Source organism: Paenibacillus sp. FSL M7-0896, from assembly GCF_037975415.1.
Taxonomy (GTDB): domain Bacteria; phylum Bacillota; class Bacilli; order Paenibacillales; family Paenibacillaceae; genus Paenibacillus_AQ; species Paenibacillus_AQ silagei.
Genome location: NZ_CP150250.1, coordinates 3,217,777 through 3,236,305, shown reverse-complemented (window position 1 = coordinate 3,236,305; position 18,529 = coordinate 3,217,777). Strand labels below are relative to the sequence as shown.

Below are 18,529 nucleotides of genomic sequence, written 5' to 3'. Positions count from 1 at the left end.
GATTAACTAGAATAATGAAGCAGGGATCAGCTTGCGCCCGCCTTTGATCAGGGTCGAATCCAGGGCATCCCCTTTATCTCCGCCAAAATACAGCTGCCAGTACACGCCGAAGCGGATGCTGACATCATTCTTGACCAGCTCCGGCGGCGTGACGATCAGCCACTGGAACTTCAGCGCCTTCGAGATCTCGAAGACCGGATCAAGCACGTTATTCGAGACCATCTCACCGAACGGGTTATCGTACAGGAAGACTGTCCAGCCTTTATTTTCCCGGTTAACACGCTTGTGGGTCATTATCATCATCGCCACCAGCAATTGAACAGACTGGCGCTGTCCGCCGCTGCCCACCGCCTCATCCAGCGCGCCGCGGTTGATGACCTCCCAATCGGAATAATGATAGTCCTCGGGAGCGGCATACAGGAAGTAATTCTCCGTCACCGGCTTATACACCTGCAACACCGGGAAACGGTTCTGCAGCGCCGCGTATACCATGCGTCCATCGTTAATCAGCTCTCTGACAGCTGAAGCCGGAACCTGCTCCATCTTCGGATACTTCTCCAGCAGGCTGCTGATACAACGGTTGAAATAGTCGCTGACCAGCGCTTCGATGTCATCGGTCGTACGTGGAACGTTAATATTCTTGTAATTCAGCTTAACCAGCGGGAAGGCATGGCCGCTCTCATTGTGAATGATCATCCGGCGTTCCATCCGCTTCAGAATATCAACGATCTGCACCACACGCTTGGCTGCCCGGCCTACCCACAGCTTGCGGGACAGCTCCATATCCTCTTTATCGCTGCGGATGCTCTCCATCTGATCACGTGAGCTCTGAAGCATGGAATCCAGTACCTGCAAGGCGATAGCGAAATCATCCCAGTGAACATTGTTCAGGCGTTCCTGAATCTTGGTCTCAAGCTCTGCATTCCAGCCGGACTTAGCCACCTTGCCGCTTAGGTCAGTCTTCTCTTCCTTCACCTTGCGGGAGATATCTGCCCGCTGGCTGCGGCTCTCCTTGCTGCGCTGCAGCCAATCCTCCACCAGCGTCTCGCAGCTCTCCCGCACCTTCAGCTGCAATTCTTCCGGCACCTCCCGGAGGGATACACGGTGCTCGACATGGGAATCCATGATCCGGCTCTGATTGCCCAGAACGAGCAGCCATTGATCCATGGAAGCCAGCGCCTGCTTACTGGTATTCAGCAGATGCTCATTCTCCCGGCCCCGCAGACTGATCTCTTCCTCCTTCTGTTCCAGAGGCTCATGCCACAGCTCTACCGTCCGCTCATGCTTCTCCTTGATCGCCTTCTCGGACTTGCCCAGCTCTTTGCGCAGGCTGTCAAGCTCGGTCTGGCAGCGGATAAAGGAATCACGGAGCTGCTGATAGTCCTCGTCCAAGATCATCGTGTCACTCTTCTGGCGGACTCTGGCGGACTGAATCATGTCCGGTGACTCCTGCGGCTCAGGGGCAGACGGCCATCCGGCATCTACCTGCTGCACAGCAGCTTCCAGCTCAGCCAGCTGTTCTCTTGCCGCCTTGATCTGGGCTGTTCTTGTGCGGATCTCCAGCTCATTCTGGCTTAGCGACTGCTGAAGACTCTCAACCGTACTGAGCAGCTGCAGCAGCTTGTCCTGTACCGCCTCATTTAGTACTTCATCGGCAGCAGCTTCATCTGCCTTAACATCCGCCTCAGCATCAGCACCCTGAACCTTCGCACCCGCAAATTCACCGGGGAACTCTATGTCCGGGAACCAGTTCTGCAGCCGCGGGAATACAGAATAGCGGGCATCCCCGATCCATTTCTCGCGCTGCAAGGCGAGACTGTCCATCTCCGCCTTCAGCCGGGCGAGCTGCTGGTCCTTAACCGCAATCTCTTTGCTGAGATTATTCTTCTGTTCCATAGACTTGTGCTTGTCTGTATAGTTCTGCTCGTGCTTCCGGCTCCGCTCACTCCACTCCCGCAGCGCCGCCGCCCGGGTCTCCTGCTCGGACTTCTCCGCTTCACAGGCTGACAGGTCTCTGGAAATTCCAGCCAGAACCTCCTCATAGCGTGCCTGTTCTGCATTCATTTCATTCAGCTGGCTCCGAAGCTCCTGCAGCAGGGTCTCTGCACTCTTCTGTCTAATCCGCAGACTTGCGGTATGCTCGCCCTGATGCAGGCGTTCATATTCCTGCCGGGCGGATCTCAGCTTGGCAAGATACGTTTCCTCCGCCTGAAGCTCCTCCTCCTGCTCACGGAGTCTGGAGGCCATCCCCCGCTTCCACTCCTGGAAATGATCCGGCTGCAAGACCATTTGCGGCCCTTGATGCGCCAGCAGCAGGAAGGTGTCTGCTCCGCCCTCCAGCCTCATCTCCTCACGCACGAAGATCGGGACCGGAGCCTTAAGCAGAAGCTCCTTAAGCAGCTCCGGCTGCAGCTTAGCCGCTTCACGCTTCGTGACAATCAGGCCGTAAGGAAGCAGCGGATGGCGTTCCAGTTCCTCCTCGCGGACCAGATAAGGCTGATCGTTCAGATACATGGTGCCGGTCATGGAGCTAATCTTGAGGGCATCCAGCGTATCCTTCACCGTTACGATATCATGGTTAGGCAGCCAGTAGGTTTCCTGCTGCAGCTCAACATCCAGCAGCTGCTGATAGTAATCCCGCCGCAGCCGCTTCGTCTGCTGCTCGGTATCCTCCAGCCTGCGGATGAACCGCTCCTGGATTAGAGGCTTCGCTTCGAATAGAGCTGTCGCGCCCAGCAGCTGATGCTCCTCATACATCTCCAGCAGCACTACGAGCTGTGACCAGAGCTGTGATTCCTTGTTCATCTGGGCTTCGATGCGTCCGGTAAGCTCCTCTGCCTGGGCCTCGGCCCCCAGCAGCTTCTCAGCCAGCCGGGTATGCTGCGTATGCAGGAGCAGCTTCTGGTCTTCAGCGGTCTTACGCCGTTCGTTCAAGGCCTCAATCTGCTCAGTCAGCCCTCTGGCCGCAATCAGCGTCCGCTGTAGGGCGGCTGCCGGTGAGTGGGCGGCTTCCTGTCCGTGGCGGGAAGCGAACACACCCAGCTCCTCCGTATATTGACGGATCATGGCTGTTAATTCTTGCAGCTTCCCATCCAGCCTGCCAAGCTCCAGCAGTAATTCCTCCCTGCCCTTGCGCAGAATCTGTTCTTCCGCTGCATGGGAATGCTGCTGTCCGCTGTAGAACAGGCTCTTCGCCTGCCATAGCCGGTAGACCTGCTCCCACTGTACCCGCAGCTCCTGCTTGGCCCCTTGAATCACCTCTTGGCGCTCCTTCATCGCAAGCGACCCTTCGATGGCTTCAATCTCCTTCTGCCACTGCTCCATCTGGCGGAGCTGCAGCTTGCGCCGGGCCAGATAATGGGCAACCTCCAGCGACTTCTCCCGCTGCTTGGATTCTTCCAGACGCTGCTTGGCCCGTGTCTGATTGTCAGAGACCGCTCTGAAGTGCTCCTGCTTGCCGTCATGCTCTTCCTTCAGCCGCAGGTACTTCAGATTATCGCTCTCGAATCTGAGCGTCTTCGCTTCCAGATAATGTCCGGCCAGCTCATCCGCCGTTCTGCGGCGCTTGTCTTCCGCCTGCTTCAGTTCATCATGAATAACGGTATAGAGCTGCGCTCCTAGCCTCTCGGTCTCCCGGAAGCTGAGGTCCGCCTCCGTTCCGAGTTTCACCGCTTCATACAGAGGAGCCGCAAGAGAGGTGAACTCGGCAAAAGCCCGCTCCCGCTGCTCCAGCATCGGCAGCCGCTGTGCAACCGTAGCGGTATCCACGAACATCCGCTGAAGCGAGCCTTCATCCTCGCGCATACTTCCCCCAAGACTGGAACCAATCTCGGGGATAATCAGCCGCTCGAACAGATTATGATTGGTGAAGGCGTCATTTTTCTGGAAATAGCCCTTGATGCCGCCCTCTTCCCCGTTAATTCTGCGCATATTGCGCCATTCATCAATATGGATATCATGATCAGCCAGGTAGGCATAGTATTTCTTCAGATCGGAGCTGCTGCTACCGTAGACATTAATCTCACCCCGCCGCTCCCGCACAAACTGCTGAATCGTTTCGAAGCTCGCAGGAGTGTTCAGTTCATGATCATATAAGGGCAGGGTGGATAGTGTAAGCTCAGCCGTCTCCTCATATTTCAGCAGCGCGTATAGGAGATAATCCACTTTGATCTCAAGCTGGTCCATGGAATGTTGAGCAGTCATCGCGATCCCGGTGGTGACATACTCCGTCCGCTCCTTATCGTCGAGCCGCCATTCGATCGCCACGTGGAAGGTGTAGGGCTTCAGCTGTTTTTTGTGATTATGGAAGAAGGCCTCGACCTGGTTCTCATTATCCTTACCCCAGGCCGCTCTAGGCATCAGCAACTGGAAAATCGACTGCAGCAGCACGCCCTTCCCCCCGCCGTTCATCAGCGTAATCAGGGTATTGGCCGGGCCTTCTTCATTACAGAGATCAAGGATCATATCCTCATATTTCTTCAGCATCTTCTCGTATTTCAGTCCGGCGATGCGGATTCGCTCAATGCGCGGCATGGGCTTCACCCTCCTGTTCGCTGAGTGTGCGGCCAACCAGAGCCTTCAGCTCTTTGTACCGGTCCACATCGTGGTAGAGATAACGCATCCGCTCGTACAGCTCTTCCCTTGGGAAAATCCGCTTCTCATTCTCGGAAATGAACACCAGATGCTCCTCCTCCAGCAGCTTCATCCCTTCGTGGATGAGGCCAATCCGGGAGCCTGCACCGCGGGTCAGCGAATCGCCCTCCTCCTGGCTGCGGGTCTGCATATAGAGGCTGGTCCATACTCTGTGCATGGCCTGGATATCCAGCCGCCACTGCTTGCTGAAGCTGCCGTCTTCATCCATACCGATCCAGCCTTGGAACAGCTCGGATACCTGATCAGACAGTTGTATGTAAGACATGCTGTCCTGTCCCGGCTTGAAGTGCTGCTCATCCTGGTCCATCTCCGCCAGAAAGACGAGGATAATAACGTTAATGATATGTAGATGCGTCTTGCGCTCAATCCGTGAATACTTATTGCGCAGCTGAGTGAAGTTGCTGGCGAATCCGGAGCCGATCGGACTCACGAGCAGGTGCAGGCGGTGACCGGAATTCATAATCCGGCAGCCGGCTTCTTTGGCTACGTATTGCAAGGCATCATAAGCGGCGGTATCCTGCAGACATTCGGCGGCAGCGGGATCATCCAGCGGAATCACCTTGCGCTTAAGCAGGTCGAAGAACAGCCGGGAAGCCTGCTGAACTTGCTCTAGGGAATAACTCATATCCGAATCATCTCACTTCTCTCTACTATAGTAATGGTATAAGGGCTGATCTCAAGACCAGGGATACAGATGCGGTCCTGCTGCTGTGAAGAGATGATGGTCCGCAGCCTTGCGCCGCGCAGCACCGCCAGCTCCGGGTGGTCCAGCATCAGCCGCTGAAGCAGCTTCTGGCATTCGTCTGCCACCCCGTGGCCCTCTGCTTCCTGTTCCTCGACAGTAATTACGGTATGGAAAAATTGCACCCACAAATCCACGGCATCCGGGCAATCCGCCCAGCGCCGTTGCTCCTGCTCCGTGAACACCTCGGCAGTGAAGGTGAAGCTGCCGTGCGCAGCCACTCCGGCTATGACCGGCAGCCACAGCTCGCATACCTCGGTCCAGGGAATACCTCTGGGCACATAATGGATGTCCTCGTCTTCCCCAGCTTCCTCCGTCACATCCGGCGTATCCTCCGGCAGGAAACCAACCTCCTGCTCTTCCCAGGCCCAGGCCAGCGGATAGATGAAATCCTGGCTGGGCGAGAACAGCCCGCTGATCAGCGTCTCCAGGCTATCCCCATCCCGCAGCCCTTCGGGCTTCACCCATTCCTCCCACACATGGGTGCGGAAGTTGAAGCCCGCTGCTCCCCAGAATAATTCCGGGAAATTCAGCCGCAGATTCGTCTCCGCTTCGAAGATGCTCAGCACGACCTCGGCCAGCTCGTCATGCACCCGCCGGGACAGCTCCACCCGCTCGGAGAGCTGACGCAGCTCATTGAAATCAATGACATCCTTCTCATCATTGGCCAGCCGGGCCAGCGAGCGGTGGATATTATCGAAATGCTTACGTTCCTCGTCAAACTGCTGGTGGATCTCCTCCAGCCGCTCGTGCCGCTGAGTGCCGTATTCGCTGAAGATATGCTTCGGATTACGGCGCAGGGCATTGCGGTATTCCTGCTGCTGCTGTGTCATTTTGCGTACGCGGGAGATCAGCTCATTCACATCCTGCATCGCCCGGGTAACCCGTCCATGCTTGATATGCATCTGAATCTCCAGCAGCTTGATGCTGACCTGGAACTCATCGATAATCTCGTGGCTCATGAAGATCAGCTCCATCGCATACTCGGAGAGCCGGTAGATGGTCGTCCCGTTCTCCTCCCAGCTGATACGCGTAGCATCCTCGTCCACAGTGAAATACTTGTATTTCTGGACCCCGATCTGCCGGGTGTGATCATCGTAATAATGGGACTCGAAATCCCCGCCGCTGCCGCTCCACAGCAGTCCGTCTACCAGCCGTTCGACCGATTCCGGGCTGCCGAGCTTCTCTATGCCGAAGCGTTCAAGTGAGCTCCAAGCAAGATCCACCAGGTCCTCCCGGGCCCGCTGTTCATTCGATTCCAGCTCCAGATAATAGACCTGCAGCAGCACACTAAGCGCAATCATTTCCTTATACGGCTGCAGCTCACCCAGATTCATGCCTGCGCCCAGACTCCACAAGGGGTTCAGCCGCTTGTTCCGTTCTCCGAAATCATTCCAGTTCATGCTCTTGCCAACCTCGCCATCACTTCATAATTTCCCTACAACATAACATAAACCCATATCCGCACCGAAGGGTGAAGGTTGGGCCGGAACATACACAGTTATAGACGGTTTGTTCATGCTCAGAACCCCGAGATAATGGGAATGTATGTTTCTATTCTCATGTCATTCTATTATATCAATGTTTCATAGATATGGCTATTTGCAAAATAAATAGAGGAGCCCGCGTAGGGACCCCTCTATGTTAAAATGCTATTTGTATTTCTCATTCAATAAATATTGCAGATTCTTCTTCACCGCAGGCCATTCCTCATCGATAATGCTGTACAGCACATTGTCCATAACAGCGCCTTGAGCGGTGATCCTATGCTTGCGCAGAATACCCTCCCGGACCGCTCCAATTCGCTCAATGGCCCGCTGGGAGCGCAGATTGTGACTGACAATGGAGAAGTCCACCCGGATCAGGCCCAGCACTTCGAAGGCATATTGCAGTAAAAGCAGCTTCGACTCTGTATTCACCGCAGTTCTCCAGTATTCCGGTGAAATCCAGGTGCAGCCAATCTCTGCATTGCGATGCGTACGGTCCAGATGCATCAACCGCGTGGTCCCTACGATCCGGCCGGATGGCTGCTCTATCATGACATAAGGTATATCCTTGCCTGCCGCCTGATTCTCCAGAGCCGTATCCACCAGTTGTCCTGCCTCTTCCTCTGAGCTGACCTGCCTCCAGGTGTACTCCCAGATCAGCGGATTGTGCAGCAAATTCTTAAGCTCAAGCTTATGCTCCTCCGCCAAAGGCACAAGCCGGATTACGCCACCTGCAAGCTGGCCTGCTTCTATTACTGTCAACTGACTTCCCCCTATATCTTTTTACCTGTTATGCTTTTCAACTATTATATATGAAGCGATTTATTCCCAACCGTCAATCTTAGCTGTCAGTTGCTGAATGAACTCCTGGGCGGTCAGTGTGAATAATGTGTTCTCCGCACGGCTTCGTACCGAGATTGTTCCGTCATTCTGCTCCTGGTCTCCCAGCACCAGCATATAAGGGATTTTCTCCAGCTGCGCTTCACGGATTCTGTAGCCCAGCTTCTCATTCCGGGAATCTGTCTCCACCCGCAGTCCGGCTGAAGCCAGCTGTCTTCTGACCTGCTCGGCATACTCGTCATGAACCACAGAGACTGGCAGCAGCTTGACCTGCACCGGAGACAGCCACAGTGGGAACGCTCCGCTATAGTGCTCTGTAAGAATACCCATGAACCGGTCAATAGAGCCGAACACCGCACGATGGATGACAACCGGACGATGCTTGTTGTTATCTTCGCCAATGTAAGTCAGGTCGAACTTCTCAGGCATCTGGAAATCCAGTTGAATCGTACCGCATTGCCAGCTCCGCTTCAGGGCATCGAGGACATGGAAATCAATCTTCGGTCCGTAAAAAGCGCCATCCCCCGCATTCACGCGGTACTCGATTCCATTCTTCTTCAGTACACGCTCCAGCGACTCCTCCGCCTGATCCCAGAGCTCTTCGGAACCCATATAGTCCTCCGGGCGTGTAGACAGCTCGACTTTATACTCGAATCCGAAGATCGAATAGAACTGATCGATCAGCTCCAGCACCCGTGTAATCTCAGATTCAATCTGCTCCGGCAGCACGAACAAATGGGCATCATCCTGGCAAAAAGTACGGACCCGCATCATCCCGTTCAACGCACCGGAGGATTCATGGCGGTGAACCTGGCCGTATTCCGCAATGCGGATCGGCAGATCCCGGTAGGAACGGAGGCTGTTCTTGTAGATCAGCATGTGTCCTGGACAGTTCATCGGCTTCAGCGCAAAGTCTGTCTCATCCACCTTCGTGAAATACATCTCATCCTTGTAATGATCCCAGTGCCCGGATTGCTCCCACAGACGGCGGTTCATCATCAGCGGCGAGCGGACCTCCTCGTACCCGTCCGCGCGCTGCAGCCTGCGGGAGAAATCCTCCAGCGCTGTGCGGATCAGCATCCCTTTGGCCAGGTAGAACGGCATGCCCGGCGCTTCCTCGGAGAACATGAACAAGCCCAGCTCCTTGCCCAGCTTGCGGTGATCCCGTTTCTTCGCTTCCTCCAGCAGGTGCAGATGCTCCTCAAGTAGAGCTGTGCTCAGGAAAGCCGTGCCGTATATCCGCTGAAGCACCTGATTGTCAGCATCCCCGCGCCAGTAGGCACCCGCTACACTAAGCAGCTTGAACGCCTTAATCCGGCCAGTGGAGGGCAGATGCGGCCCCCGGCATAGATCCGTGAATTCGCCTTGCTCATACAGGCTGATGACCGCGTCCTCCGGCAGATCCCGGAGCAGCTCCAGCTTCAGCGGCTCTTCCAGCTGTTCAAAGAACTGCACCGCTTCCGCCCGGCTGACCACCCGGCGCCGGATCGGCAGGTTCTCCTTGATGATCTTCCCCATCTCCCGCTCAATCGCAGCAAGATCCTCGCTGGACAGAGGCTGGTCAATATCTATGTCGTAATAGAAGCCGTCCTCGATCACCGGACCAATGCCCAGCTTCACGTTCCGTTCTCCATAGATCCGTTTAATTGCCTGGGCCAACACATGGGCTGTGCTGTGTCTGTGAATCATCAGCCCGTCGCTGCTGTCTGCTAACACAATCTCCACGAGGCTGTCCCCTTCAACCGGACAATCAAGGTCAACGAGTCTGCCATCGATTTTGCCGGCTACTGCATTCTTCCTTAGACTTACGCTAATCGACTCCGCAATCTGCGCAATTGTGGTGTTACGCGAATACCTCCTATTTGCTCCATCCGGCAGCTGCACTTGAATCTCCATGATTATGGCCTCCATTTCTTCAGTGTATATTCGTAAATGTAAACACAAAAAAACGCATCTCATCCCGGAAAGGGACGAGTGCGTCTTAAGCTCGTGGTTCCACCCTAATTCGACTATACGTCACTTCACCCCCGGCTGTTCGGCGGAAACGTGATCAGTACAATCCTCATGGCATCCGTTAACGGGGATGGGTCGGTGGCATTTACAGCCTCGCTAACAGCAGGAGGGTTCAGTGTCACGGCTATAGAGGGGTAACATCCGGCTGGTCTCTGTAAGAAGCTCTCACCTTGCACTTCTCTCTCTGGTCAGTCCTCACGGGATATCCTGTCTCTGGTCATTGCCTTGGTTATGGTGTTGCTGGTTACATAATACGCACGGTCTTTGCCAGAAGTCAATACCACGCAGAAAAAAACTTAAAATCCGCTTCCCGCTTGACCGCTAAATTATTTAATCCTTTACTCCCTTAATCCCTCAGCCCGTGGGCCTTATCCGTTAAGCTCAGTCCGCTGCAACCGCAGAATAATATCCCCTACTTCTTCCACCGTTTGCGCAATAAAATCCGCTCCGGCCGCCGATAATTCCTCCTCGGAACCATAGCCGAACAACACGCCCACAGAGGCTACGCCGCAGGCTTTTGCCCCAATAATGTCATGCTCCCGGTCCCCGATCATCAGCGACTGCGTAGCAAGAAGATTATTCTCGTCCAGCACGTATTGAATGACCTCGCGCTTCTTCGAGCGTGTCCCGTCCAGATTGCTGCCTGCCGCATACTTGAAGAACCCGTCCAGCTCATAATGGCGCAGGATCTGCTCAGCGAATACAATAGGCTTGGAGGTCGCCACATACAGCTCGAACCCCTTGGCTCTCAAGCTCTCCAGCAGCTCTGGAATGCCTGGAATCACATGGTTCTCGAACATCCCCAGCGTCCGGAAACGCTCCCGGTAGAACTCCACAGCCTGTGCCGCTGCCTCCGCCGTGAAGCCCTGAATTTCAATAAAAGAATCATATAGCGGCGGACCTATGTATGGAATCAGCAGGTCGGGATGCTCCACCTCGATGCTGAATTGGTTAAGCGCATACTCCACGCTTTTGGTAATGCCTTCCTTGGGGTCAGTCAGTGTGCCGTCCAGATCAAATAAGATGTGCTTCAAGCCGTTCTTCATCTCTCCCGGATGCTCCCTTCGTGTGCAATTGCTATCTATCATACCTTTCTTCCTGTTTATTTTCTATAGATTTGCCTTTTTAGTCTTTTTGGATTGAATAGACATGTGAAAGAGCCGGTTGCCTGCTTATATTCAGGGCCGGCTCTATATGCGATAGCTCTCATTTGCTGATGATTGAGGAAGCTGTGCTGCTTGAAGCCTTCGGCTCTATCTTACCAGGCCACGCGAATAATTAGACCTTTAGGGTCACCGACTTCCAGATAGGCTGCCTGGCCGTTAACATCGTCATACGGGAAGCCATAGGCTAAGCCGCTGATGCTATGATCATGCCAGAATTTCGCATAAAAGTTGGCGGGAGCCGCATTGTAATAGTTCGCTACGTTGTTCCAGTTACTAGTGGTGTACACATGGCGGTTGATCGCAGCGGAAGTGGCGGCATCGATTAACGAACCGTCATTGCGCAGAATATCCTGGGTGCTGTAGCTGGAATAGCCTGCAAAGTAATTCGCGTTGGCACCGCCGGCCTTGAACGATCCATGGACTGGAGCAATAATCCGGTAAGGCGCCTGATCGGTTGCAAGTGATTTGAAGGCAGCGGGAACTTCATTTTGGTATTTGGTGAAAATTCCTGCACGTGTTTCCGATTCCAGCTCGCCTACCGTCTTGTCATAACCGCCGGACAAGCCGACCAGCCGATGCTGGATCGGGAAGCCGAAGGCATCTACACGGGTCGTATTGCCATGGTAGCCTGTAGCATCCACCGTGAATTCAACGAAGTCGAAATAGAGATTACGGTTAGGATCGGTTGGATTATCGATATCCGGTCCGGCAAAGCCGTCGTCATAGGTCTTAATATACAACGGCGTGCCAACACTTAGGAACATGCGGCCGGAGGTAATTTTGGGCAGCGTTACCCAGTTGGTCTGGCTAACCGTATGATAAATATTGGCATAGTTGACCCCGTTCTTGGTCAGATGGCCGGAAGCATTATTCAGCGCATTCGAGATCGGAATGAGATTGCCGCTAAGATCCAGATAACTCCATTTGCCGTTGGCCGGGTTGATGCCGATGACGCCCCAATAGACCTGGTTATCGGGGTAAGCGCCTCCCGTTCCATTCATGACTTTGACAGACACGGAGCCTCCCGGCGGTGTCGGAATAGAAGAGGCAGCGATAGAATAGATCGAACCGGAAGACCCGGAAGGCGGAGTAGTCGGCGCTGCAGTGGGCGCGGTTCCCGCAGTGTAGTTGAACCAGCCGGTATCATAAGCCGGAGTCCCATTGTTGTAGGTGAAGAAGTACGAGAGTGCTGTGCCGCTGGCGACACCTGTAACCACCTGCTCATAACGCGCTTTACTGTTGTTATAAGTCATTCGGTAGTTTAGCTGGGTTCCCGAGTTCACCTTGTAATGCACATCGGTCCAGCTGGTACTGACCGTAGATTTGAACCAGATGGTAGCTGAGGTTCCCGACAGATCTACCCCTTGGGTATAATCAGCTGCGGCTGCTTTGGAATTGAACAAGGGCAGGCAAGAGAGCAGAAGCACGAACGCAAGCATCGTCATTAGCCATTTTTTGGACATTCTTAGATTCCTCCTGAATAATATTGGCATTGCAGCACTTCCCTTCAACTACAGGAGCTATAGAGCATTCTGTATTTCGCTGAGCTGCTTATTCTATCCCCTGTTCCCTCCTCTCTCTTCCCGCTGCATCAAAACCAGAATTACCAATGCTTGTATCCGTTTACAAATATGATTATAGTTGCACAATCGGCAATTGAGTAGGCACGGAATTTCGGATTTAGGTTCCCATATTTTGGTTTTTGGCATAATGATCTATAGCTTAACCCACAGGATGCTGCGAAAATAGTAAAAAGCCCGCAATTCCCAGATGCCGGGTAATCACAGGCTTTGTCTAACGGATATTCACGAATCACTTGTGCCAGTGCTGCGAAATAAAGGTATCCCGTCCGGATTGCTCACGGTCCTCTTTATAATGCTTCGGATTCTTCTTATGATAGTCCTGATGATAGTCTTCTGCCGGATAGAATACCGGCGCAGGCAGAATCTCCGTCACCACCGGAAGCTCGAATCTGCCGCTGACTGCCACCTGCTCCCGGGAAGCAAGTGCAGCCAGCCGCTGCTCTTCCGTATAATAGAATACCGCCGTGCGGTACTGCGATCCCCGGTCCTGAAACTGTCCGCCGTCATCCGTCGGGTCAATCTGCGGCCAGAATAGCGCAAGCAGGCGCTCATAAGGGAACAATTCAGGGTCATAAGTGATCTGCACTACCTCATAGTGACCGGTTGTACCGGTCTTCACCTGCTCATAAGTAGGGTTCTCTACCGTACCTCCGGCGTAACCTGATACGATTCCGTGAATACCGGGAAGCTCTTCGAACGGTGTAACCATACACCAGAAGCAGCCTCCGGCAAACATTGCCTGTTCCATAGCCACACTCCCACTCCCTGTCTCTCTTCTGCTGACTCTAGGTAAACCCTGTACTGAAGATAAAACCTAACGATCTGAAAGTCAATTTGATCGCTAGTACTGATTGCCCTTAGATAAACTTAAGAAATAGAATATTTATTCTATTGATAGTTCAGAAAGAGAATAATTAAACTTCAAGTATGTTCGGAATGGAAATTCCTTTTTGCAGAATAATGACTAAAATATAGTTTTTCTATTGTCTATTTCACCACAAAATCTATCTTTTTGATACTTGGAAGTGGAATACAAATTCTGTTAATTGACAATTCCTTGCAGGGGTTGTACTATTTTATAGAATGATTTTTCCGCTAGTGAGGTGTAATGATGGGTAAACGCGATGATATTCTTCAGGCAACCCTTGATTTAATTACTGAAGAAGGCTTACAATCTGTTACTTTTGCCAAAATATTTAAGAGGGCCAATGTAGGCTCCAGCACATTCTATCATTATTTCGAGAACAAGGAGCAGCTGGTCAATGAGTTGTACCATAAAGTCCGCATACATAAAAATGAGTTCGTCATGAACGGCTATGATCCCGGCTTAACCATCTATGAGCGTGTGAAGAGCCTTCTGAAGAATACGGCCAACTATTCGCTTCAATACCCCAAAGAGGTTGATTTCACAGAGAACTATTGCTCCTCGCCCTATATTTCCGAGGACTTGCGGAACACGCTGGCCCCCTCAACCTTAGAGATATTCTCCATCATTGAAGAAGGCCAGCGGCAGGGAATCATCCGGGAAATGAATGTCTGTCTGTGCTACCAGCTGATCTACGGGATATTAATTGCTGTCATCAAAGGATACCTGGACGGAAAATATCCGCTTAACGAGCAGCAGATTCAGCAGACCATTGAAGCCTGCTGGCTTGCGATTAAGCTGTAGCGGCTAACACAAGTGGAAACGGCTTTGCCGTCCTTTTAAAGGACGGTACCGTTTCAGCGAGAAATAGAAGGATAAGTTATCGTATGAAACATATAACTTCTATATTTCAAATAAGGCCATCCCTTAAGCAGAACTCTGCCTAAGAGACAGCCTATTCCGGCATCAGCCGGTTGATGAATGCTAGAGCTGAGGGACCAGATTCCGGCTGCCCGAGGACTTGTAGATCTCTGCAATCAGCGTGAGCGCTTTGATGCCCTCAGCACCGTCAATCCAGAACCTGCGGCCTTCACGGATGTGGGTGTAGAAGTCATGAATTAACCGTGAGTGCCCGGTGCCCCAGTACGATTTCCCGCCGCTGCTGATGCTCTGCGGCTCGCAGAGCAGCGTCTCCTCACCCTCTTTCCACAGATAGAGACTGTCACGGCGCTGCTGCAGGGTCCCTTGCTCGAAGACCAGCTCCAGCTCCACCGGCGAATTGGCCTGATACGCATTGGTTCCGTAGAAAAGTCCGCGCGCCTTGTTTTTGAAGTCGATACACGCATGTGCGCTGTCCTCGACCTCAATGACATCGTTCAACACATCGGTGCTGACACTCCCTTTCACGGCAGCGATGTCACCGCCGAACCATTGCAGCAGATCCAGGGTATGGATAGCCTGATTGATCAATACCCCTCCGCCTTCCGTAGACCAGCGGCCTCTCCAGGGACTGTTCGTATAGTACTCCTCAGTCCGGGTCCAGGTTACCAGACCCTTCATACAGAGGAGATTGCCCAGGCTGCCGGAATCGATTACTTGTCTGATCCGCACTGAAGGTTCATTATAACGGTTCTGGAACACTACACCCAGCTGACCCGCTGCATGCTCCGCCGCCTCCTGCATCAAGAGGGCCGAAGGTACATCCAGCGCCATGGGCTTCTCGGTTAACACATGCTTGCCGGCCTTCAGCAGCTCTACCGCCATTCCGGCATGCAGATGATGCGGCGTGCAGAGATGGACAATGCCGATATCTGCACGCTCCAGCAGCTCCCTGTAATCCGTCAGGCCTTCACATTCGTAATCCTGAGCAGACTGTGCTGCCTGAACAGGATCACTGTCCACCACGGCTACCAGCCGCGCATTCTGGATGGAAGCAATGGCTCTGGCATGCAGCGGGGCAATCGCCCCGCAGCCGATAATCGCTGCTCCATTGGTATTCATCTTAACCACCTTCCGATCTTCTGATAGCTGTAATGCAACTATTTGAGCGTATCCGGGGTCAGATTCACCGCTTGACGCTGCGCCTCCAGACACAGCTCAGCAGCCTTGAACGCATGCTCCTGCGTCATCGCCTTCTCCGTCCGTTCCAGGCAGTCCAGAATCAGCTCACCGAAGAACGGGAAACCGATCTTCCCGGCCACATGCTCATAATGCTCTCCCTCGCCGTCTACCCAGTAGACATGGTCCGGTGTGCTGGAGCGGCCGATATCGCTGTATTTGCGCAGTTCAATATAGCCTTCCGTGCCGAGAATGATCGTCCGGCCATCGCCCCAGGTTCCGAGTCCTGACGGAGTGAACCAGTCCACGCGAAAATACTGCGTAGCCCCGTTATCCCCAACCAGCGTAGCATCCCCGTAATCCTCCAGCTCCGGGTAAGCCGGATTGTTGTAGTTGGCGACCTTACTGTGCAGTACCTTGGCATCACGGCAGCCCGCGTAGAAGAGGAACTGTTCAATCTGATGGCTGCCGATGTCACAGAGAATGCCGCCGTATTTGTCACGCTGGAAGAACCATTCCGGCCGGCTGGGTGCATTTAACCGGTGCGGCCCCAGTCCCATCACCTGAAGCACACGGCCAATCGCCCCCTGCTGCACCAGCTGACCGGCATAGACAGCGCTCTCTACATGCAGTCTCTCACTGTAATACGTCATGTATTTCCGCCCCGTCTGCTCCACTTGAAGGCGTGCTGCCGCGAGCTGGTCCAGAGAAGTGAACGGAGATTTGTCCGTGAAATAATCCTTCCCGTGTGCCATCACCCGCAGACCGAGCGGACCGCGCTCCGAAGGAACGGCCGCTGCTGCTACGAGCCGGACCTCAGGATCTTCAAGAATCTCTTCAGCAGAGCGTGCGGCTTTGACGCCGGGATACTTGTTCAGGAATGCTTTTACCTTCTCGGGGTCAGGATCGTATACCCACTTCAGCTCGGCTCCCGCCTCCACCAGCCCGTTGCACATCCCGTAGATATGCCCATGATCCAGTGCCAGCGCAGCAATTACGAATTCACCCGGTCCCACGACAGGCTTCGCCTCATGTACCGGAGCATGCATCATTCCATCCTTGCGGCTCATGCTTGCACCTCCAATCTGGAGTGCAGATGCCGGAGGCTGATCTCCAGGCTCTCGAACGGATCACGCTGGCACACATCCTGCTCCACGATATGCCATTCCACCCCCGTCTTGCGGCAGGCATCAATAATCGCTCCATAGTTCATATTGCCTTCGCCGATCTCGGCAAACACTGCCTTACGGTTCAGAATAGTCATATCCTTGAAATGCACGGCCTGCATTCTGCCTTCCACCTTGTGAATCCACTCTACAGGATCTCCGCCCCCCGCCTGAACCCAGTACAGATCCAGCTCGAACCCGAAGACCTCCGGATCACTGTCCTGCAGCAGCACATCCATACCGGTCAGACCGTCAAAACGTTCAAATTCAAAATCATGATTATGATAAACGAATTGCAGGCCATACTCTTCCTTAAGTGTACGTGCAATGCCGGAAGCCAGCTTGGCGAAGGTACGGTAGCCCTCCTGGCTGGTCTGATATTCCGCAGGCAGCGAGCCAAGACCGATGTATTTGCAGTCCCACAGCTTATGTTCGGCGGCGAGTGCATCCAAATCATTCACCAGCCGGTCCCAGGGAACGTGTGTCGCACATATTTTCAGATTAAATTCATCGGCATATTCCTTCACCAGCCTAGGGTCCATGGGACCGATCCCGGAGATCTGGATAGCCTGGTACCCGATGCTGCTCACCTTCCGCATGCTCTCCCGCAAGGCTTCCGGCGTCTGGGTATATTCACGCAGGGTATACATTTGGGCGGCAATCGTTGAACGGTTCATTGTATTCATCCACTCCTAGATAAGTTTAATTGGCGTAAGAGAGTAAAGTTAATCTAGTGGGTACCCGATACATCAAGGGCTTTCTGGCTGACCGGAGCTTTCTGAAAAGTCGAATTCTCCACCTGCTCCATCAGCTTCTCATAGAACAGCTCGCTGTCGATCGGCAGGTCCACCCAGTTGTCGGTCCACGCAGACAGATACATGGCATTGGACAGGGTCAGCCCGTGAATGCCCTCTTCCCCCAGAGCCAGCAGCGGCTCATCATGCAGAATCGCATTGGTGAAGTTGCGCAGAATCCCCTTATGCTGCTCTCCATTCCCGGCTTCCACGGGAATCTCGCATTTCCAGCATTCCGGCGCTCCGAAGCCCCCGGTATATTCCGCATTGAACTTCGGCTCAGGGGTGCGAAGGCGGAAGAAGGTCAGCGTGCCGTCTTCGATGACGATTTTACCGTTGTCGCCTGTAATCTCGAACCGGTTCGTCCCCGGTGCTTCCCCTGTAGTCGTGATAAACAGCCCGGTTGCGCCATTCTCATACTCCACGTAGGCGGTCACATCATCCTCAACCTCAATATTCCGGTACTTCCCGAACTGGCAAAAAGCGCGTACCCGCTTAGGCATCATTCCGGTAGTCCACTGCCAGAGATCAAGCTGGTGCGGGTCCTGGTTCAGCAGCACTCCGCCGCCTTCCCCGCCCCAGGTCGCCCGCCAGCCGCCGGAATCATAGTAGCTCTGAGAGCGGTACCAATTGGTGATAATCCAATTCGTGCGCCGGATCTCTCCCAGCTCCCCGGACTGAATCAATTCTCTCAGCTTCTGATAGAGCGGATTCGTCCGCTGGTTATACATAATGCCGAATTTGCGGTCAGACTTCGCTGCGGCGTCATTCATCTCCTGTACTGCCTTCGTATAGACACCGGCAGGCTTCTCAATCAGAACATGCAGCCCGTAGCCCAGCGCTTCAATCGCCAGCGGCGGATGGTCATAATGCGGGGTGGCAATCATTACAGCATCAATGATCCCGGACTTGAACAGCTCCTCCGGCGACAGAAAGCGCTGCACATGATCCGGCAAATGCTCCTCTGCCCATTCCAGCCGCTCAGGGCTGATGTCGCAGACGGCGGTTAGCTCGGCCCCCTTAATATCACTCAGCAGACTCTGTGCATGGGTCCGCCCCATACCCCCAACGCCAATAATTCCATAACGTACCTTATCCATCTCCCATTCCCTTCCTGAAACAGTTTATGTTATGAGGATAACCCTATTTGCCGGTGGTGAAC

The 18,529-nt window shown here is 53.7% G+C and carries 13 protein-coding genes; 1 reads left to right on the top strand and 12 read right to left on the bottom strand.

What is annotated here, in order from left to right:
- Nucleotides 1–6: 6 nt before the first annotated feature.
- The 8 genes from MKY12_RS13740 to msrA all read right to left on the bottom strand — a co-directional run bounded on the left by MKY12_RS13740 (nucleotide 7) and on the right by msrA (nucleotide 13,232).
- Nucleotides 7–4,533, bottom strand: coding sequence for a hypothetical protein (locus tag MKY12_RS13740; RefSeq protein ID WP_339314106.1), 4,527 nt, complete (start codon nucleotides 4,531–4,533; stop codon nucleotides 7–9).
- The gene (locus MKY12_RS13735; RefSeq protein ID WP_036728653.1) at nucleotides 4,520–5,278 is read right to left on the bottom strand and encodes a DUF6063 family protein; all 759 of its coding nucleotides are present in this window, start codon (nucleotides 5,276–5,278) and stop codon (nucleotides 4,520–4,522) included. The genes MKY12_RS13740 and MKY12_RS13735 overlap by 14 nt, the downstream gene beginning before the upstream one ends.
- Nucleotides 5,275–6,798 (bottom strand): hypothetical protein, encoded by a 1,524-nt coding sequence (locus MKY12_RS13730; protein ID WP_339314105.1) that lies wholly within the window; start codon nucleotides 6,796–6,798, stop codon nucleotides 5,275–5,277. The genes MKY12_RS13735 and MKY12_RS13730 overlap by 4 nt, the downstream gene beginning before the upstream one ends.
- A 249-nt stretch (nucleotides 6,799–7,047) precedes the next feature.
- Nucleotides 7,048–7,644, bottom strand: a complete 597-nt coding sequence (locus tag MKY12_RS13725; RefSeq protein WP_339314104.1) for a GNAT family protein — start codon at nucleotides 7,642–7,644, stop codon at nucleotides 7,048–7,050.
- A 60-nt stretch (nucleotides 7,645–7,704) separates the two neighbouring features.
- A complete protein-coding gene (thrS, locus tag MKY12_RS13720) occupies nucleotides 7,705–9,618 on the bottom strand; it encodes a threonine--tRNA ligase (protein WP_339314103.1) in 1,914 nt (637 codons plus the stop codon).
- A gap of 485 nt (nucleotides 9,619–10,103) precedes the next feature.
- Nucleotides 10,104–10,823, bottom strand: coding sequence for an HAD family hydrolase (locus MKY12_RS13715; protein WP_339314102.1), 720 nt, complete (start codon nucleotides 10,821–10,823; stop codon nucleotides 10,104–10,106).
- Between the two features lie 170 nt (nucleotides 10,824–10,993).
- Nucleotides 10,994–12,364, bottom strand: a complete 1,371-nt coding sequence (locus tag MKY12_RS13710) for a glycoside hydrolase family 64 protein (RefSeq protein ID WP_339314101.1) — start codon at nucleotides 12,362–12,364, stop codon at nucleotides 10,994–10,996.
- 349 nt (nucleotides 12,365–12,713) lie between these two features.
- Entirely contained in the window at nucleotides 12,714–13,232 is a 519-nt protein-coding gene (gene msrA, locus MKY12_RS13705) for a peptide-methionine (S)-S-oxide reductase MsrA (RefSeq protein WP_339314100.1), read from the bottom strand.
- Between the two features lie 360 nt (nucleotides 13,233–13,592).
- Here msrA and MKY12_RS13700 point away from each other — a divergent pair, with 360 nt between their 5' ends.
- Entirely contained in the window at nucleotides 13,593–14,153 is a 561-nt protein-coding gene (locus MKY12_RS13700; RefSeq protein ID WP_339314099.1) for a TetR/AcrR family transcriptional regulator, read from the top strand.
- A 180-nt stretch (nucleotides 14,154–14,333) separates the two neighbouring features.
- Here MKY12_RS13700 and MKY12_RS13695 read toward each other — a convergent pair whose 3' ends face one another.
- Genes MKY12_RS13695 through MKY12_RS13680 form a run of 4 tightly spaced genes read right to left on the bottom strand, consistent with a single transcriptional unit; the run spans nucleotide 14,334 to nucleotide 18,467 of the window.
- The gene (locus tag MKY12_RS13695; RefSeq protein ID WP_339314098.1) at nucleotides 14,334–15,350 is read right to left on the bottom strand and encodes a Gfo/Idh/MocA family oxidoreductase; all 1,017 of its coding nucleotides are present in this window, start codon (nucleotides 15,348–15,350) and stop codon (nucleotides 14,334–14,336) included.
- A gap of 38 nt (nucleotides 15,351–15,388) precedes the next feature.
- Entirely contained in the window at nucleotides 15,389–16,477 is a 1,089-nt protein-coding gene (locus tag MKY12_RS13690; RefSeq protein WP_339314097.1) for a Gfo/Idh/MocA family oxidoreductase, read from the bottom strand.
- Nucleotides 16,474–17,250, bottom strand: a complete 777-nt coding sequence (locus MKY12_RS13685; protein ID WP_339314096.1) for a sugar phosphate isomerase/epimerase — start codon at nucleotides 17,248–17,250, stop codon at nucleotides 16,474–16,476. Before MKY12_RS13685 ends, MKY12_RS13690 begins: the two co-directional genes overlap by 4 nt.
- 53 nt (nucleotides 17,251–17,303) lie before the next feature.
- On the bottom strand, nucleotides 17,304–18,467 hold the full coding sequence (locus MKY12_RS13680; RefSeq protein ID WP_339314095.1) for a Gfo/Idh/MocA family oxidoreductase: 1,164 nt from the start codon (nucleotides 18,465–18,467) through the stop codon (nucleotides 17,304–17,306).
- Nucleotides 18,468–18,529: the final 62 nt, after the last annotated feature.